The organism is Ruegeria sp. YTSA144, from assembly GCF_059610125.1.
The window spans coordinates 267296-284504 of record NZ_JBXWNA010000003.1 but is presented as its reverse complement, the minus strand read 5'-3'; the positions used below and the strand labels follow the sequence as shown (position 1 = coordinate 284504).

Sequence of the window (17209 nt, the reverse complement as noted above, 5' to 3'; positions counted from 1 at the left end):
TGCTTGAGTCTGAGGGCGGCGCGCCGCCCTCGACTTTTTCATGAAAACGCGCGCTTATTGCGCCAACCAAGCTTGGAACTTGGCTTCGATGTCGTCGCGGTAATCCGCCCAGAACTCGTAGTTGTAAAGGAACGTGTTCTTGGCGTTTTCCGGATCGGTTGGCATATGGGGCGCCATATCGATACCCAATTCGGCATGCTTACCCACCAGCGGAGCCGACGATGCACGGGCCGGACCGTACGAGATGTACTTGGCCTGATCCGCCAGACGCTGGGTATCGGTCGCGAACATGATATAGTCCAGCGCGCGCTGCTGACGCTCTTCGCTCAGACCAGCAGGGATGATCCAACCGTCCAGGTCAAAGATTTGCGCGTCCCACAACATGGCAACGGGCTGCTTCTGCTCTTCGATCACGCTGAACAGACGACCGTTATAGGTCGAACCCATGACGATCTCGCCATCAGCCAGAAGTTGCGGTGTATCCGCACCAGCGGACCACCAGACTACGCTGTCTTTGATCGTGTCGAGCTTGGCAAGCGCCTGATCCTGTCCTTCCGGAGTGGCCAGAACGTCATAGACATCGTCCTTTGCGACGCCGTCGCACAACAGGGCCCATTCCATGTTGTTGATCGCACGCTTTTCAAGCGAACGCTTGCCCGGATAGGCTTCCAGGTCAAATACGGCGCAGACATCGCTGGGCGGAGTGTCTCCGACCAGATCGGTGCGGTACCCGAAGGTGGTTGAATACACGATCTGCGGGATAAAACAGTCGCTGACCAAAAGGTCGCCGAAATCTTCGGAGGCAGGTGTGCCATCCGGCGCCGGCGCAAGCTGGGTGTCAAAGTCGATTTCCAGGGCAAGACCTTCGTCACACAGACGAATTGCGTCTGCGGCCACAACATCAACCACATCCCAGGTGATGTTGCCGGCTTCGTTCATCGCGCGCAGTTTCGCAACTGCTTCGGCCGAGCTGTCATCATTCAGGATGGTGACACCTGTCTTTTCCGAATAGGGCTCGTGATACGCCTTAAGCTGCGATTTGGAATAAGCGCCGCCCCAGGAAACGATCGTCATTTCCTCTGCGAATGCACCCCCAGCAACTGCCCCAAGTGCCGCTGCTGTCAACAATGTTTTGGTTGTCTTCATGAATTGCTCCCAGTTTTTCCCGTTTATGTGTGTGGTCGGCTGATGCACGGGTTTTCACCAGCCGGTCCCTCAGTGAGGTCGCGCTTGTTCCGCGCGACTTGGCCTATGCGTCGAGCGCACGACAATCCTGAGCCAGCCAGCCGATCTCGATCTCCTGCCCCGGGGACAGGCGGATTGCGTCTGGCGCGTTCCGGGTCTTGACGATGAACTCATCATTTCCGGCAACGGACATGCGGAAACGGAACACGTCACCCATGTAAATGAATTCCTTGACGGTTGCCTTCAGCGTATGTGCATCGGCGTGCAGGCGATCCTTGTTGAATTCTACCCGCTCGGGCCGGATCGATACTTTTGTCCGTTCGCCGGGTTCGCGAACATTGATCGGAACAGCGTCAATTTCCGAGCCATCATCCAGCTGGACGAGGCATGTATCGCCATCGATCGTCTTGATGACGCCTTCCATTGTGTTGTTTTCCCCGATGAACTGCGCAACGAAGCTGTTTTCGGGTTCTTCATAGAGCTGATCGGGCGGTGCAAGCTGCTGAATGCGGCCATCGTCGAACACGGCAACACGATCCGACATGGTCAATGCTTCGGTCTGGTCATGCGTTACATAGACCGTGGTAATCCCCAGCTCATGCGCGAGACGCGTGATTTCGAACTGCATATGCTCACGCAGTTGTTTGTCCAAAGCGCCCAGAGGTTCGTCCATCAACACCAGTTCGGGTTCAAAAACCAAAGCGCGCGCCAAGGCTATTCGCTGTTGTTGACCGCCGGACAACTGAGCCGGACGTCGCCCACCAAACGCACCCATCTGAACCATGTCCAGAGCACGTTGAACCTTTTCCTCCCGTTCAGACTTGCCCAATTTGCGGACCTCCAAAGGGAACGAAAGGTTTTCGGCCACCGTCATGTGTGGAAATAGTGCATAGTTCTGAAAAACCATGCCAATCCCGCGCTTGTGCGGCGGGATATTATTGATGGGTTTCCCATCAAGAAGAATTTCGCCATGGGTCGCGGTTTCGAATCCGGCAAGCATCATCAGGCAGGTTGTCTTTCCAGACCCGGACGGCCCGAGCATGGTCAGGAATTCGCCTTTTGGCATTGCAAGGTTGAGATCTTTGACAACGAGATTCTCGCCATCATAAGATTTTTGTACGCGTTGAAACTCAACAAACGCGGCATCGGTATTTGTGTCGGTCACAAGACCCCCTGTTGCGTCAAATGATTATCCGAGAGTTGCGGATTTCATTGATCTGTAGTCAGCAGTTAAGACCATGCAGAGGGCACTTGGCAACAATAGATGACGCAATTACGAATTTTCATGTCATATTTGCTGCTTCACTCAGCAAGATTGAGGCGGCACATATGCCATGCAAGGCTTTGATTACTTGAAAGAACAGGCTTGCCAATCCGCTTGCGAATCTCGGGGATGGCTTCAATCGTGCGCAGATTGGTGCAGCTAATGAAAACCGCTTCCACCGATGGATCAGATCCCAGTTTCGTCGCGGCTTCGATCACGGACTGCACCGAAATCCGAGCAACCTTTGCCTCTTCGGCCTGCCCGAATGTCCCGAAAACATCCATGGTTATCCCGTTTTCCGAAAACGCGGCTCGCAGCGGTGCGTTGACCTCTTCGACATAAGGCGACAGAAGCGCAAACTTGGACACGCCAAGATCCGCGGCGCAGGCCGTAGCCGCGCGCAAAGGGTTTGTTACCTCTTTTGTATTGCACGACTGTTTGACAAGTTCCTCCACACGCTCTGATCCAATGACGGAACTTGCCGACGTGCAGCCATAACCCACCACCCGGAAAGGACGCGCGCTGGGCAACAATCTTGCCGCTGCCGGCAGGGCCCCTTCCATCTCGGCCAGGCTTTCTGGTGTCACTTCGATGCCGCTGGGTATCCGTGTTACAAACAACGGGTTTTTCCGGTCCGAGAAAAACGCGCTGAATTCCGGCTCAATCGTCTCGTCGACCTGAAGTACGATCAATCCAAGCGGCGGGGTTTGCGGGTCGTCTTCGTCAAGCGTGTAAGGCACGTAGGTCATAGCTCGATCATCTCCGGCCCGATACGCGGGCTGATAAAGCGCGGGGCTTTGTCTGTTACGACGATGTTTTCTTCGTGAACCAATATCTTGTCACCAACCGCAATACCCGGCTCCAGGGTCAGCACCATGCCAGGCTCAAGAACGGTCTGGTCCGTCGGGATGAGGGACGGCCATTCAGTCAAGGACATGCCCAACCCGTGCCCCAGCCGACCGGCATCCGTGCCTTCGGATGCCTTGGTCAGCACCGTGTTCATGGCATGAAACAACTCTGCGGCCGTTGCGCCGGGCCGGGCGATTTCGAATGCAGCATCTGACGCGTCTATCAGCCTGGCATAAGCAGATTTCACGTCGGGACTTGCTGGGCCAACCGACCAGTTGCGATCGAAGTCACTGAAGTAACCATCCCAGACCAAGCCGGTATCAAGCATCAGTACATCGCCATCTTTCAAGGGGGACGAAGACGCCGGCGAAATCACGTCAGAATAACCGCCCTGCTCTGCCCCACCTGCGAGATACGGCACCCAGTCGGCACCCTCTTCCAGACACAGTATCTGGAAACCGCGAAATACTTCATCCAAAGGCACGCCGACCCGTGCAATCTCGGGAACGCGCGCGAACGCGCGACCAGCTATGGCGCATGCAGTTTCGATCTTGGTGATTTCTGCACCGGATTTGACCATGCGAAGCTGGCGCAAAATACCCTGATCTCCGGTGATGCAACGCGAACCGAGACTGTTTCGCAGGCGTTCAATGTCCGACAGCGGCATACGCGCGTGCGCCTCGTGCCCATCCGGCATTCCGATACGACCTTTGGGGGGCGTCAGTTCCGTCAGAGCATCCGTCAAAAGCGAGACGCCGTCATCCTGAAGGTCAGGTGAGATCCACGTTCGGATGTCGTCGATCCAGGTTTGCCCCATCAATGAGGCGCCGATCGAGGGGATGACCGCGACCGGTTTGCCAGCCGCAGGCAGGATCAGGAACCAAGGGCGGGTCGGGCTTTCCCAGAATCTGGTCAGGTATCCGGTAAAGTAGCGCACATCGGTTTCCGTGGTCAGCAGCAGCGCCGACAGGCCCGCGGCATTCATCAACACCTGTGCGCGTTCGGTACGCGCGGCAAGTTCTGCTGGCTCGAACCCTCTCATCCTGCGACCTCAGCGGTGATGCGTCGCATGCGGGCTGAACCGTTGAAACGTCGCAGCCTGAATGGCCCGGTCTTTCGGCCCGTTCGATGTGAATTGATATCGGTTTTCATGCAGCCCCCCGAATTATCGCTCGTTGACGTGAGCGGATCGGTAGGGTTCTGTCAACCAAAGTCTAATGTTGACCGGAGGCGCCAATGACCCACTCTGATCCAGCCTTCAGCCGGGCGGAATATGATCGTCGTCTTGCCAAGACCCGAAAGGCGATGGCCGCAAAAGGAATTGACTGCCTTTTTGTCGAAGACCCTTCGAACATCGGATGGCTCACCGGGTATGAGGGCTGGTCTTTTTACGTTCACCAGGGTGTCTTGATCTTTCTTGACGCGGACCCGATCTGGTGGGGGCGCCGGCAGGATGCAAACGGTGCGCTGCGCACGGTGTGGATGGGGGACGATCGGGTTTTCGGATACGCCGATCACTTTGTGCAGTCGACCACGCGGCATCCTATGCAGGATCTGGCCCAGCTTATTGCGGACTGCGGACACGGCCGCAGCCGAATTGGGGTGGAGCTGGACAATTATTACTACTCGGCCAAAGCCCATATTACACTGACAACGGAACTGCCCGAGGCGACGCTGATGGATGCAACGGCCTTGGTCAACTGGCAACGGGTCGTGAAATCCAACGAAGAAATCGCCCTGATGCGCAAGGCGGCCCGAATTTCAGAGTTTGTGACTGACGGCGTGCTTGAACGCGTTGAACCCGGCCTGCGCAAGAACGAGCTGGTCGCACAGATATACCATGACGCGATAACGGGCGTCGGGGATGACTGGGGGGATTACGCGGCCATCGTACCACTTTTGCCGTCCGGCTCAGACGCCGCCGCGCCGCATCTGACCTGGAATGGAGATGTGTTCAAATCGGGCGAATGCACCTTCTTTGAGTTGTCCGGCTGCTATCGCCGATATCATGCTCCGTTCTGCCGGTCGGTATTTCTGGGTCAACCGCCTGATCATCTTAGAAGGGCCGAGGCGGCCTTGGTCGAGGGGTTGGAAGCGGGTCTGGAGGCTGCGCGCCCCGGCAATCGCGCAAAAGATATCGCCAAAGCGCTGGCGGCGCCTCTCGAACGTGCAGGGATCGAACGCGGTGCCCGCTGCGGCTATCCTGTCGGCCTCAGCTATCCTCCGGACTGGGGCGAGCGCACGATCTCGTTGCGGGACGAAGACAATACCATCCTCGAAGCTGGCATGACATTTCACTTTATGCCCGGGCTATGGATGGATGATTGGGGGCTTGCGATCACCGAGACCATCCTGATCAAGGAAAACGGCCCCGCAGAGTGTCTGTGCAAACGACCACGCAAAATATTCGTCAAGCCCTGACAGGTGCACGAACGATTGCAGGCCCGCGCCGGATCAAACCCGTATCTGTTCAATCAACCAGTCACGAAACAATGCGGCCGCCGGATTGCTGGCGTCGGCGGAAAGATAATACCCTTCGTTGCATTCGACAGTGCTGTCATGTGCGCTTTCGACAAGACCGGTTGCCATCGCATGTTTCGCTAGAAACTCGCTGATCAGGGCAACCCCGCTGCCATGAACGGCCAAATGAAGCGCCATGCCGAACGTATCGACGAAAACAGCAGGCTGCCGTTGCACGCCCTGCTTGTCGAGCCACGTCTTCCATCCACTGGACGTGCCGACTGCTTCTATCAGGGGAAGGTCAAACGGATCCCCGGCAAGCGTCGGCGCCTTGACAGCGACAAGCCTGTCAGGTCTCAGGCGCTCGGCCCCCCTGCCCACTTGTTTCTCTGACCCGAACCTGACCTGAACATCAGCTTGCGACGCGTGAAAATCGTCAGGCCAGATTGCACTGAGCAGCCGCACGCTGATCTCTGGATTGCGTGCGGTGAAGTCCGCGAGGTTTGGGGCGATGACCCATTGCGCGACGCTGACAGATGTGGCCACCGTCAGGACATCTCCTGGTGCGCTTGCGTCGGCCCTTCCGGCGGCGGCGGCAAGTGCCTCAAGCGCGCTGCCGACTTCGGGCAACAGTTTTCGCCCGGCATCCGTCAGGGCCAAACTGCGCGGATGCCTTACAAAAAGTGCTGTCCCCAGACGCATCTCAAGGGATTTCACCTGCTGACTGACGGCCGATTGGGTCAGGCCGATTTCCTCGGCAGCCGCAGTAAAACTCAGGGTCCGGGCTGCTGCCTCGAAGGATCGGAACCAGGTCAGCGGTGGAAGTGATTTTCCCATTGATCAAGTTAGCCATTAATCTTTCTAATGCGAAAGCACATAATTCAATCATTTGTCAAAAACCACACCCGTTTCTACCTTCTCCCAGCGCGACAGGAGAGGTGTGATGAAGCCGGAAATACGCAAGATTGTTACCTACGACGAGGAAGTTCTTGTCGAGGGATTTCGCCCTGCGGAAATCCCATGGCGCATGTTTGCCGTGGCCGCAGTGATTACCAATCCCTGGGCGGGTCGATATGTCGAAGACCTAAAACCGGAAATCCACGCCTACGGCCCCGTACTGGGAAAGATGATGACGGACCGCATGATTGCGTTGGCCGGCAGTGGTGACGCGATCGAAGCCTATGGCAAGGCAGCCGTCGTCGGGCTGAATGGCGAGGTCGAGCACGCCTCGGGCATTATTCACACTCTTCGGTTCGGCAACCACTACCGGCAGGCGGTCAGCGCGAAATCCTATCTGGCTTTCACGAACACGCGCGGCCCCGCAAATGCGCCGATCATGGTTCCATTGATGGACAAAAACGATGCCGGGCGGCGTTCTCACTACCTGACCGTACAATTCTCGATCCCGGACGCACCACGCGACGATGAAATTGTCGTCGTATTGGGGGCCGCAACCTCGGGCAGACCGCATCACCGCATCGGCGACCGGTATCAGGATCTCAAGGATTTGGGCCATGACGTGGACAACCCGGCCGCGGTCTGAAATCGGCGGGCTGGCCGCGATCCAGGCAGGCGCAGGTCCGGACATCCTGTTGCTTCACGGGGTTGGCCTGCGGGCCGAAGCCTGGAGCGCGCAGTTGGACGGGTTGGCGTCTGAAGCGCGCCTGACGGCACCGGACATGCCCGGCCACGGGGAAAGCCCGCTCGGCTTTATCGGCACGGAACTGTCGGAATACAGTGATGCTGCACACAACTTGCTGGGCAATCTGAACGGTCCGGTCCTTGTTGTCGGCCACTCGATGGGCGCGATGATCGCGTTGGACCTTGCCGCCAAGTCGCCAGATCGGATTTGCGGCGTCGTAGCAATGAATGCCGTTTTTGAACGCAGTGCAAAGGCAGCGCAGGCCGTTCAGGAACGTGCTGCGGGACTGGATGGTGAAACACCGGTTGATCCAACCAGCACGCTGCGCCGGTGGTTTGGTGACATCGGTTCGCCTGAACGTGATGCCTGCCGCGAATGGCTGACGGCCATGGATCCGGCGGCTTACAAGCTGGCCTATACGGTTTTTGCCCAAAGCCAAAATCCGCGGCGCGGCGCGTTGGAGAAACTTGGCTGCCCCGCGCTGTTCATAACCGGCAGTCAGGAGCCGAACTCCACACCACACATGTCGCGTAGAATGGCCGAAGTCACCCCGAACGGACGCGCCCTGATCATCGATGGGGCGGCCCATATGATGCCGATGACACATGCAAGTCAGGTCAACGCCGCCATCTCCAGCTTTCAAAGCGAGGTGCAATCATGACCGAACTCGACCCCCGCGACCTTCGGCGGGCATTTGGCAAATTCATGACCGGCGTGACCGTCGTTACCACGCGCAACGCCTCTGGCATGGCCCTGGGCTTCACGGCGAATTCCTTCACTTCGGTTTCGCTCGACCCGCCGCTGTTGATCGTCTGCCCTGGCAAGAACTTGTCTTCCTACGGCGAATTCTCGGCCTGCACCCATTTCACGGTGAGCGTTCTGGCCGAGGGGCAAGAGGATGTGTCCAACACCTTCGCCAGCTTCAAAGGTGATCGGTTCGCCAAAACCGACCATAGCCTTGACGCGCGCGAGATCCCGTTGATCACCGGCGCGGTTGCGACATTTTCCTGCCGGACCCATCGGGTGGTCGAGGCAGGAGACCATTGCGTTTTGATCGGACAGGTCGAAGCCTATTCCCACAACGACCGCCCGGCGCTGGGCTACGCGAACGGGCGGTACTTCAGCCTTGGTCTGGAACGCGGCGCGCTTGAACCGACTGGGCGCAGGATCGTCTGTGGCGCAATCATCGAACACGAAGGCCGCGTGCTGCTAGAAAAAACGGATGCCGGTTTCAGGCCGCCGCAGGTCACACTGTCCGACCGGCGACAGTTGCGGGACAGCCTTCGGCAGGATCTGCATGATCGTGGCATCGACGCAAATCTCGGCGTCGTCTACTCGGTCTATGACGATGCCACAGCGCATCATGTCTACGTATTGGGCAATGCACCGGACCTTCCCAAACACGGCAAGCTTGAGGCCGTCGCGATTGAAGATTTGGCGGCCCTTTCCTACACGACGACGCCAATCACCACCATGATTTCCCGTTTTGCGCTGGAAAGCCGAACCCGCGACTTCTCACTTTATCTGGGCAGTGCGCAGCAGGGCGACGTGCACAGCTTTTCTGAAAGGACCTGATGGATGGAGTTTTCCCTTTTTGCACACATGGAACGGCTGAGCCCCGATCAACCCCATGAGAAGCTGTATGAAGAATTCATCGCGCTGTGTAAAATGGCCGATGAGGCGGGAATGCGTGCCGTCTGGACCGGTGAGCACCACGGGATGGACTTTACGATCGCGCCCAACCCTCTGATGTCTTTGGTAGATATCGCACATCACACCAAGAATGTGCGGCTTGGCACCGGTACAGTGGTTGCACCGTTCTGGCATCCGATCAAACTGGCGGGCGAAACGGCTGCCGCGGACCTGATGACAGGCGGCCGTATCGAGCTGGGCATCGCCCGCGGCGCCTATTCGTATGAATATGAACGGATGATGCCGGGAATGGATGCATGGGATGCTGGCCAGCGCATGCGAGAAATCGCGCCGCTTTTGCCCCGGCTGTGGGAGGGTGACTGTGCCCATGATGGAGAGTTCTTCAAGTTCCCTGCCACCACCTCGGCCCCCAAGCCGGTGCAACCCGGAGGGCCGCCCATCTGGATCGCGGCGCGGGATCCGAACAGTCATGAATTCGGTGTGCAGAACGGCTTTAACATTCAGGTCACACCGCTTTGGCAGGGCATGCACGAGATTGAAACGCTGATGGGCCGCTTTGAGGATGCCTGCGCAAACCATGAGGGGCCGCGCCCCAAGATCATGCTTCTGCACCACACCTATGTTGGCAATGACGATGCTGATCTGGATCGGGCCGCTCGGGAGTTGTCTTGCTTCTACAACTACTTCGGGGCCTGGTTTCAAAACAAGCGGCCGGTCCGGCAGGGCTTGATCCAGAAGCTGACCGACGAAGAGATGGCGGCCAATACGATGATGGCCCCGGAAAACCTGGCGCGCGATCTGACTATCGGAACCGCAGAGGGTGTCACGGAACGTCTGAAACGTTATGAAGATCTGGGCTATGATGAGTATTCGTTCTGGATAGACAGCGGTATGAGTTTCGAACGCAAACGCGCATCGCTGGCCCGTTTCATCGACGACGTCATGCCAAAGTTTCAGTGAGGATCGATGATGCATCAGAAACCACATTTCCAGCTTTATATCGACGGCGCGTGGACCGAAGGGGCACACGGGCAAGTGATGCATTCGCAAAACCCGGCGACGGGCCAAGACTGGTCCAGTTTCGCCTGTGCCGCACCCGAAGACGTGAACCGCGCCGTGTCCGCGGCGCGTCGGTCACTTGATGATCCCGCGTGGCGCGACATGACGCAAACCGCACGCGGCAAACTGTTGTTCAAACTTGCGGAACTGATCGAGGAAAACGCCAGTCATCTGGGCCAGCTTGAGACCACAGACAGCGGCAAGCTGCTTGCCGAAACCGCAAGCCAGACAGCCTATGTCGGTGACTATTATCGATATTATGCGGGTCTCGCGGACAAGATCGAAGGAGCGGTTCTTCCGATCGACAAACCGGACATGCACGTCTTCACCATGCGCGAACCGATTGGCGTGGTGGTCGCTATCGTCCCCTGGAACGCACAGATGTTCCTGACCGCAACCAAGCTTGGCCCCGCGATGGCGGCAGGATGTTCGGTCGTGTTGAAGGCCTCTGAAATTGCGCCCGCTCCGATGCTGGAATTCGCACGGCTGATCGATGAAGCTGGCTTTCCGCCCGGTGTTGTCTCTGTCATTACGGGGGATGCCGAAAACTGCGCCATCCCGCTTACCCGGCACCCGGACGTGGACCGGATCGCATTCACCGGCGGCCCGGAAACAGCGCGCCATGTCGTGCGCAATTCGGCTGAAAACTTTGCGGTGACCACATTGGAACTGGGCGGGAAATCCCCGATCATCGTTTTTGATGATGCCAATCTGGATGGCGCCGCCAATGGTTTGATTGCGGGAAACTTCGGCGCCTCGGGTCAAAGCTGCGTGGCCGGCTCGCGCGGATTGATACATCGCCCGGTACTGGAAGCGCTTGTTGACAAGATCGAAGAGAAGATGAAGGGCATCGCAATCGGAGATCCATTGGAAACGGCCACCCATATTGGCCCGCTCTGCACCACTGATCAGGTGGAAAGAATTCAGGCGACTTTGGCGAAAGCCACAGAACAAGGCGCACGCGTCCGCTTCGGGGGGAAACCTCTGGACCGGCCGGGCAACTTCATGGCCCCTACGCTGGTGGAATGCACGAGCGCAGAGACAGAGACGCTGAAGGTCGAAATGTTCGGCCCCGTGATGTCTCTGCTGCCATTCGATACGGAAGAGGAAGCGATCACATTGGCCAACGACTCGCAGTTCGGGCTTGGATCCGGCGTTTTCACTGAAAATGTCGCCCGCGCCCACCGGGTTTCATCCCGTCTGAAATCGGGAATTTGTTGGATCAACACGTACCGCGCAGTGTCCCCGATTGCTCCGTTTGGTGGATACAACCAATCCGGCTATGGCAGGGAAGCGGGAATCGAGGCCATTCACGATTACACAAGGACCAAAACCGTCTGGCTGAATACGTCAGAGCAGCCAATGTCGAACCCGTTCGTCATACGCTGACAAGAGTTTGTTTCAGTGTCCTTTTGAAAGCGCAGGTCTTGCGCTTGTCCATCGCACCAAGATCTCTGAGCCCAGCTCGTTATGATGCAAGGCCTTGTGGTTTCGGGGCGGGTTTCGAAGCACCCGTACGGCGCTCTTAAACCCATTCGAACAGACCATCTTATGATGGGTTCCAAATACGGCATACGCATTCCCGGCAATGCAGGAGGGACAGTCCAAAGATACAAACGGGGTTATCTCCGGCGCTTCATGGACGCCATCGAAGTCGGCGATGACCTGGTACGCATAACGGGGCAGTGAGCTAGGATAGAAACGGCAGTGGTTGCTCGACAAGTCGAGCGCTCAGCAGTTCCCTGATTCACTTTGGAATGGCGGAGAGACAGGGATTCGAACCCTGGAGACGGTTTCCCGCCTACACACTTTCCAGGCGTGCGCCTTCGACCACTCGGCCACCTCTCCGTGCCGGCGATATTTGGACGAATGCAATCGGATTTGCAAGGCCCCAATTCTGCGAATTCAGGGGAATGGCTTAAATAATTCTGTACACCCACAGAGGGATGACAAGAGGCCGACGCATGCTGGGATCTGGTCGCTCAAACCTCATCACCCGAATCCGAGTCCATATCCGCCTCGGTCAAATCCGCCGGAGCTTCTGCGACTTTGCGTGGCTCATCCTGCTCAGATATGGAAGCGTCCTGCTTGCTCGGGTCAGAGGCCCGCAGGGTTTCGGGATTTCGCAACCAGACATCACGTTGTGCGAACGGGATCTCGATCCCCGCCTCCGAGAATCTGCGGTTGATTTCATGGTTCATGTCGGATTTCACCGACAGAACCCAGTTCACGTCCCGCAGGATCGCCCGTATTTCAAAGTCCAAAGAGTCTGCTCCGAACCCCTGGAACACAACGCTTGGCGCCGGGTTGGCCAAAACCATCGGATGGTTGTTGGCGATTTCGCCCAGAATGGTTTCCACCAGCCGCGTGTCAGTTCCGTATGCAACACCCACCGGAACGATCACCCGCCCGATCGTGTTGCCGCGGGTATAGTTTGTTACAACACCGCTGATCAGGTCAGAGTTCGGAACGATGACATCCGTCCTGTCGAACGTCTCGATCCGGGTCGAGCGAACGGAAATGTCCCGCACATATCCCATCATGCCATTCACATCGATCCAATCCCCTTTGGATATCGGACGCTCGACCAAAAGGATGATGCCTGAAACGAAGTTCGACACGATTGTCTGCAAACCAAAGCCGATGCCGACGGACAGCGCTCCGGCGACAATCGCCAGCGACGACAGATCAAATCCTGCCACCATGATTGCCACCAACGCGGCAAGGAATATGCCAACGTATCCCGAACCCGCGACAATCGCGTTTTGCCCACCGGGGTCTATGCTGGTTTTCGGCAGAAGCGAATTGCGCAACCCGCTTTGCAACAGACGCGTCAGCGTATAACCGATTGCAAACACGGCAACAAAGGTCAGAAAGTTGCTGGGCGAGATCGTTACCCCGCCGATATCAAACCCAAGCAGCAGGCGCGACCATGCTTCCAGCAGATCAGTTTCCCGCGCACCCCAATAGATCGCCAGAATTGGCAGCGCCAAGATGGCCAATGCAAACCCGACCAGTACGGAAAAAAGCGAATCCCCCGCGGCTTCGCCCTGCCCGGTGACCCAGCCGTAAATCTGACTGATGAACCGTTGCAGGATGACCAAGGCCCCGATCAGCACCAGTGTCTTGACCGCAGGAAACACGATGGCTTCGGCCGCATTGGTGAATCCGAAAATTGCCAACAAAGGAGACACGATCCCCAACAGGAACAAAGCCCGGCGCAGGAATTCGACCAATTGGCTGAACCCCGCGGAACGGGTCGGGGCAGCCTGATCCGGTGGCCCGTCCGTTGTTCGAATCTGGCGTATTCGCAACAACAACAAAGCCGTAGCGACAATGATCGGGAAACTGACCACGGCACGGGTCGCGTCGGAGATGTTCTCGATCCGTTCGAACAGCAACGCCAATTCGTGCAGAACCAGCATCAGGGCGAGCAGATCGATATACACGCGCAGTTCGGTGATGCGCGCCGCGGACAGACGTTTGAACCCTTGCGACGCGCCGATCACGTAAACCTGGCGACCAATCCAATCATAGAAAAACACGATCGCTGCCCAATACGGAACATTCTGAAGCAAAAGGCTGCCCCGCAACCCCGGAACGCCGGTGAGACTGATCGCCGTGACCACGGCCACCACACCGATCCATGGCAACAAAATGCGCAGTAGTGAGATTACGAACGACCAGACCCCCGTCCCGGCCCCGCCGAGCAACCTCAGGTAGTCGCCTCCAATTTCGGACCACCGTTTGCCAAAGATCAGCAACACGGCTGAAATGATCAGAAGTATGAAGATCGCGAGCCCGCGCGCGCGAATTTGTTCGCGTACGACATCTGAACGAAAGTTAGTGATCGTTTCGTTTGCCAGGCTTAGAATGGCCTCTTTGACGTCCACCCATGCCGGCCCCCAATACGCCGGGTTGATCGGCGACGGGCCCTGTTCGAAGAACTCTTTTTTCTGCCGCGCGCGAATGATCTGATCAATTTCGCTGATCAGCCCATTTGCTCGACTGTAGGCTTCTTCGGAGATGATGCGCGGCACACGCAGACTGTTGAGCTGTTCTTCCAAATGCGCGCGAAGCTTGGCTATATCTTCGGGTTCGGTCGCGTCCCCTTCGGGTTTGGGGCCCAACGCCTTTAGCTGACTTTCAAGCGTTGTGATCCGGTCGGTATTTGCCCCACGAGCCCGATTGAAGTCTTCCCTGTATCTGCTTATTTCCGAACGTAAATTCTCTAGCGCAGCGTCAGATGCCCGGTTCGCCTCGATAACGGCTTCGGCCCGGCTCGCGGTTTTGATCCAACCTTGGTAATACTCGCTTTGACGATCCGTCAGTTGCGCGACGGCGCTATTCGAAAAGCCGACGAAACTCAGGAACAGCAGGGTCAGAAACAGGCGGACCTGTCCAAGCATCACACGTCCTCGAAAACGCCGGGAATGCTGCGTGGTGCCTCGGTCATCCAATCCGGAACCGGAAGCTCTTTTTCTCGCAGGAACTCGGGGTTGAACAGCTTTGATTGATACCGAGTGCCGTAATCGCACAGGATGGTCACGATGGTATGACCTGGCCCCATTTCCTTAGCCAGGCGCACCGCCCCTGCCATGTTGATCGCGGTTGAGCCGCCCATGACCAGACCTTCCTCACGCAGAAGATCAAAAATGTAGGGCAGCGCTTCGTTATCGGTGATCTGATAAGAAAAATCCGGCGTGAACCCTTCCAGGTTTTTGGTGATACGCACCTGCCCGATACCTTCGGCGATCGAGCCACCTTCCATCGCGATCTCACCCGTCGTGTAATACGAATACAGGCCAGCCCCCATGGGATCGGCAAGACCGATTTTGACGCCCTTGGGCTGCAAAACCTGGGCCACGCCTGCCAATGTCCCACCCGACCCGACCGCGCTGACGAACCCGTCAACCTTGCCGCCTGTCTGTTCCCAGATCTCGGGCCCCGTGGTTTCCACATGTGCCTGACGGTTCGCCACATTGTCGAACTGGTTGGCCCAGATGGCGCCATTGGGTTCTGTCTGCGCCAGTTCCTCGGCCAGACGGCGGGAATAATGCACGAAATTGTTGGGGTTGCGATACGGGGCTGCTGGCACCTGAACCAACTGAGCGCCAGCCAGACGCAGCATATCCTTCTTTTCTTCCGACTGGGTTTCGGGGATAACGATAACCGTTTTGAATCCCATCGACGCACCGACCAGAGCCAGACCAATACCAGTATTGCCGGCAGTGCCTTCCACGATGGTACCGCCCGGTTTCAGATCCCCGCGTGCAATGGCATCTTTGATGATAAAAAGAGCAGCACGATCCTTTACCGACTGTCCCGGGTTCATGAACTCGGCTTTGCCAAGAATCTCGCATCCAGTCTCTTCGCTGATGCGGCGCAGCCGGATCAACGGTGTTTTTCCTACTGCGTCAGCAAGATCTCGTGCAATGCGCATGGTCGCCCCTTGTCATTTGGTATCTTCGAAGATTTACAGCCGCACCGCCGCGACCACAAGCGAGATAGTCACGCGCGCAAACGATCCCGATGGCGGGCCAGCCAGTACGCCAGGGACACCAATTGCAAATCCTTGAAAAGATGGCGGTCCGTCATATCGATAAATTCGTCGAATGGCAGAATCCGGCTGCGGATATCTTCACCCTCAGTGTCCAAGCCACCGGTGATTGTTGTCTCAGTTAAACTGCCAAGCCCGACATAAAGATACATGAAACCCGTAGACGACCCGCTGGAGGAATACGCGCCGCCCGCATATTCCAGCCTGTCAAATCTAACTCCTGCTTCCTCCATGGCCTCGCGATGCGCCGTCTGTTCAGGCGTTTCGCCGGGGTCGATCATCCCGGCAACTGCCTCCCAAAGCCAGGGCTCTGGATCGTTGATCAAAAACACCGGCGGTCTGAACTGCTCGACCAAAAGCACGGTGTCACGGATCGGGTCATAGGGCAGAACCGACACGGCGCTGCCCTGCATCAAACCGCCCCGGTGCAGCACGGGGCCCATGCTGCCGTCATGCTGTCGGAACTGAAGATCGATTTCCTCCATCCCGAAATAGTCGACGTAAACGCGTTCGTGACGGTGCACAATTACGTCTTCGGCTATGTTCCGCGGGTCGCCGGTTCGCCGTTGCCCGGCCATGATCTTAGCCCAGGCACGGGTTTGAATGGCACGCACGCTGCGCGCCATGGTTTTGGGATCGACTTTACCGAAATAGGCCATTTCTTCTTCGGCGGCGAGCGCCGTAACCTCGCCCAATTTGTCCGCCCAGCCCTGCAACGACCACAACTCACCGGGTTGCCATGCGCCCGGTGTCGGGAAAAACACCTGCGCCTGTACTTCGCCCCCATCCTCCAGAATGACCTTCAACGATTTCAGGTCATAGTCGAAGGATCCTTCGTAATAGGCCAGCCTGGCCAGATCATCGGATGACAAGCCCTGCACCAGCAACCCTTCGGCTACGGCTCCTTCAGCAGACAGGATCATAGGGAAATCCTGCCCCTGAACCGCGTGAACCGCGTGATCGCGCAGCTTGGCAGTATGAAACGTGATTTCGCTCAGCGGACGGCCCAAGACACGCTGCAACAGCGGCAGGTACCGCAGCGTTCCATAGAAGAACAAATCAGACAAATTCAATCTCTCTTGTGACGAAACGGTTCAGCGCCATTTGCGGCTGGCCTGTTCCGTGGCCAGCCCGGCGACAACGGCGCCAATAGCAAGCGTAACCAGAATTTCGGGATAGATCAGTTGCTTGCCATAATCGATACCAATCGAAAAGATGGCCATCACAGCTTCGAACGGTCCGCCATATCGATTGCGCATCGCAAGATCGAACATGCGGTAGCACCCCTGCACGAACAGTGCCCAGAATATCAGCGAGGCAACGCCGGTCAGGCCATTGTTTATGCCCGCGGTCCAACCGCGCCCGGCGCGCTTGCCCATGATTTTCCAACCACAGATCGCACCAAGAGCCATGTTCACATAGGTGAAGTAACCATAGTCCTTACCCTCTTCGCCGTTTTCGATAACCATGCTTGAAACAAGAAAGGCCAGCACGATGAGACAAACAGCGGCTACGAGACGCGAGGCAGTGGGCATGT

At 57.3% G+C, this 17209-nt stretch carries 15 protein-coding genes and 1 tRNA gene; 6 read left to right on the top strand and 10 right to left on the bottom strand.

Annotated elements, in window-relative coordinates; genetic code table 11:
• Window positions 1-54 precede the first annotated feature (54 nt).
• The 4 genes from AC2FF8_RS10180 to AC2FF8_RS10165 all read right to left on the bottom strand — a co-directional run bounded on the left by AC2FF8_RS10180 (window position 55) and on the right by AC2FF8_RS10165 (window position 4340).
• The gene (locus AC2FF8_RS10180) at window positions 55-1146 is read right to left on the bottom strand and encodes an extracellular solute-binding protein (RefSeq protein ID WP_171204651.1); all 1092 of its coding nucleotides are present in this window, start codon (window positions 1144-1146) and stop codon (window positions 55-57) included.
• Between the two features lie 103 nt (window positions 1147-1249).
• A complete protein-coding gene (locus tag AC2FF8_RS10175) occupies window positions 1250-2350 on the bottom strand; it encodes an ABC transporter ATP-binding protein (RefSeq protein ID WP_425078164.1) in 1101 nt (366 codons plus the stop codon).
• Between the two features lie 137 nt (window positions 2351-2487).
• A complete protein-coding gene (locus AC2FF8_RS10170; protein ID WP_496879607.1) occupies window positions 2488-3198 on the bottom strand; it encodes a maleate cis-trans isomerase family protein in 711 nt (236 codons plus the stop codon).
• Window positions 3195-4340 (bottom strand): M24 family metallopeptidase, encoded by a 1146-nt coding sequence (locus tag AC2FF8_RS10165; protein ID WP_496879606.1) that lies wholly within the window; start codon window positions 4338-4340, stop codon window positions 3195-3197. The genes AC2FF8_RS10170 and AC2FF8_RS10165 overlap by 4 nt, the downstream gene beginning before the upstream one ends.
• Window positions 4341-4534: 194 nt before the next feature.
• Here AC2FF8_RS10165 and AC2FF8_RS10160 point away from each other — a divergent pair, with 194 nt between their 5' ends.
• Window positions 4535-5719: a M24 family metallopeptidase gene (locus AC2FF8_RS10160; protein ID WP_496879605.1), complete on the top strand. Its 1185-nt coding sequence runs from the start codon at window positions 4535-4537 to the stop codon at window positions 5717-5719.
• A 33-nt stretch (window positions 5720-5752) separates the two neighbouring features.
• Here the strand turns inward: AC2FF8_RS10160 and AC2FF8_RS10155 are convergent, their stop codons facing one another.
• On the bottom strand, window positions 5753-6595 hold the full coding sequence (locus AC2FF8_RS10155) for a LysR family transcriptional regulator (protein WP_171168415.1): 843 nt from the start codon (window positions 6593-6595) through the stop codon (window positions 5753-5755).
• A 106-nt stretch (window positions 6596-6701) separates the two neighbouring features.
• Between AC2FF8_RS10155 and AC2FF8_RS10150 the strand changes: the two genes are divergently transcribed.
• Genes AC2FF8_RS10150 through AC2FF8_RS10130 form a run of 5 tightly spaced genes read left to right on the top strand, consistent with a single transcriptional unit; the run spans window position 6702 to window position 11501 of the window.
• On the top strand, window positions 6702-7301 hold the full coding sequence (locus AC2FF8_RS10150; protein ID WP_171116235.1) for an amino acid synthesis family protein: 600 nt from the start codon (window positions 6702-6704) through the stop codon (window positions 7299-7301).
• Window positions 7273-8061, top strand: a complete 789-nt coding sequence (locus tag AC2FF8_RS10145) for an alpha/beta fold hydrolase (RefSeq protein WP_496879604.1) — start codon at window positions 7273-7275, stop codon at window positions 8059-8061. The genes AC2FF8_RS10150 and AC2FF8_RS10145 overlap by 29 nt, the downstream gene beginning before the upstream one ends.
• Entirely contained in the window at window positions 8058-8975 is a 918-nt protein-coding gene (locus AC2FF8_RS10140) for a flavin reductase family protein (protein ID WP_496879603.1), read from the top strand. The genes AC2FF8_RS10145 and AC2FF8_RS10140 overlap by 4 nt, the downstream gene beginning before the upstream one ends.
• 3 nt (window positions 8976-8978) lie before the next feature.
• Window positions 8979-10013: an LLM class flavin-dependent oxidoreductase gene (locus AC2FF8_RS10135; protein WP_496872967.1), complete on the top strand. Its 1035-nt coding sequence runs from the start codon at window positions 8979-8981 to the stop codon at window positions 10011-10013.
• Window positions 10014-10022: 9 nt separating this feature from the next.
• Entirely contained in the window at window positions 10023-11501 is a 1479-nt protein-coding gene (locus AC2FF8_RS10130; RefSeq protein WP_496879602.1) for an aldehyde dehydrogenase, read from the top strand.
• Between the two features lie 369 nt (window positions 11502-11870).
• Here the strand turns inward: AC2FF8_RS10130 and AC2FF8_RS10125 are convergent.
• The 5 genes from AC2FF8_RS10125 to AC2FF8_RS10105 form a co-directional block, all read right to left on the bottom strand.
• Window positions 11871-11960, bottom strand: a tRNA-Ser gene (locus AC2FF8_RS10125).
• A 134-nt stretch (window positions 11961-12094) separates the two neighbouring features.
• A complete protein-coding gene (locus AC2FF8_RS10120) occupies window positions 12095-14521 on the bottom strand; it encodes a DUF3772 domain-containing protein (protein ID WP_496879601.1) in 2427 nt (808 codons plus the stop codon).
• Window positions 14521-15555, bottom strand: coding sequence for a cysteine synthase A (locus tag AC2FF8_RS10115; RefSeq protein WP_171632905.1), 1035 nt, complete (start codon window positions 15553-15555; stop codon window positions 14521-14523). The genes AC2FF8_RS10120 and AC2FF8_RS10115 overlap by 1 nt, the downstream gene beginning before the upstream one ends.
• Before the next feature lie 68 nt (window positions 15556-15623).
• Window positions 15624-16739, bottom strand: coding sequence for an NUDIX domain-containing protein (locus AC2FF8_RS10110; protein ID WP_496879600.1), 1116 nt, complete (start codon window positions 16737-16739; stop codon window positions 15624-15626).
• A gap of 27 nt (window positions 16740-16766) precedes the next feature.
• Window positions 16767-17207 carry a TrgA family protein gene (locus AC2FF8_RS10105; protein WP_257600602.1) on the bottom strand — a complete coding sequence of 147 codons (441 nt, stop codon included), beginning with the start codon at window positions 17205-17207 and terminating at the stop codon, window positions 16767-16769.
• Window positions 17208-17209: the final 2 nt, after the last annotated feature.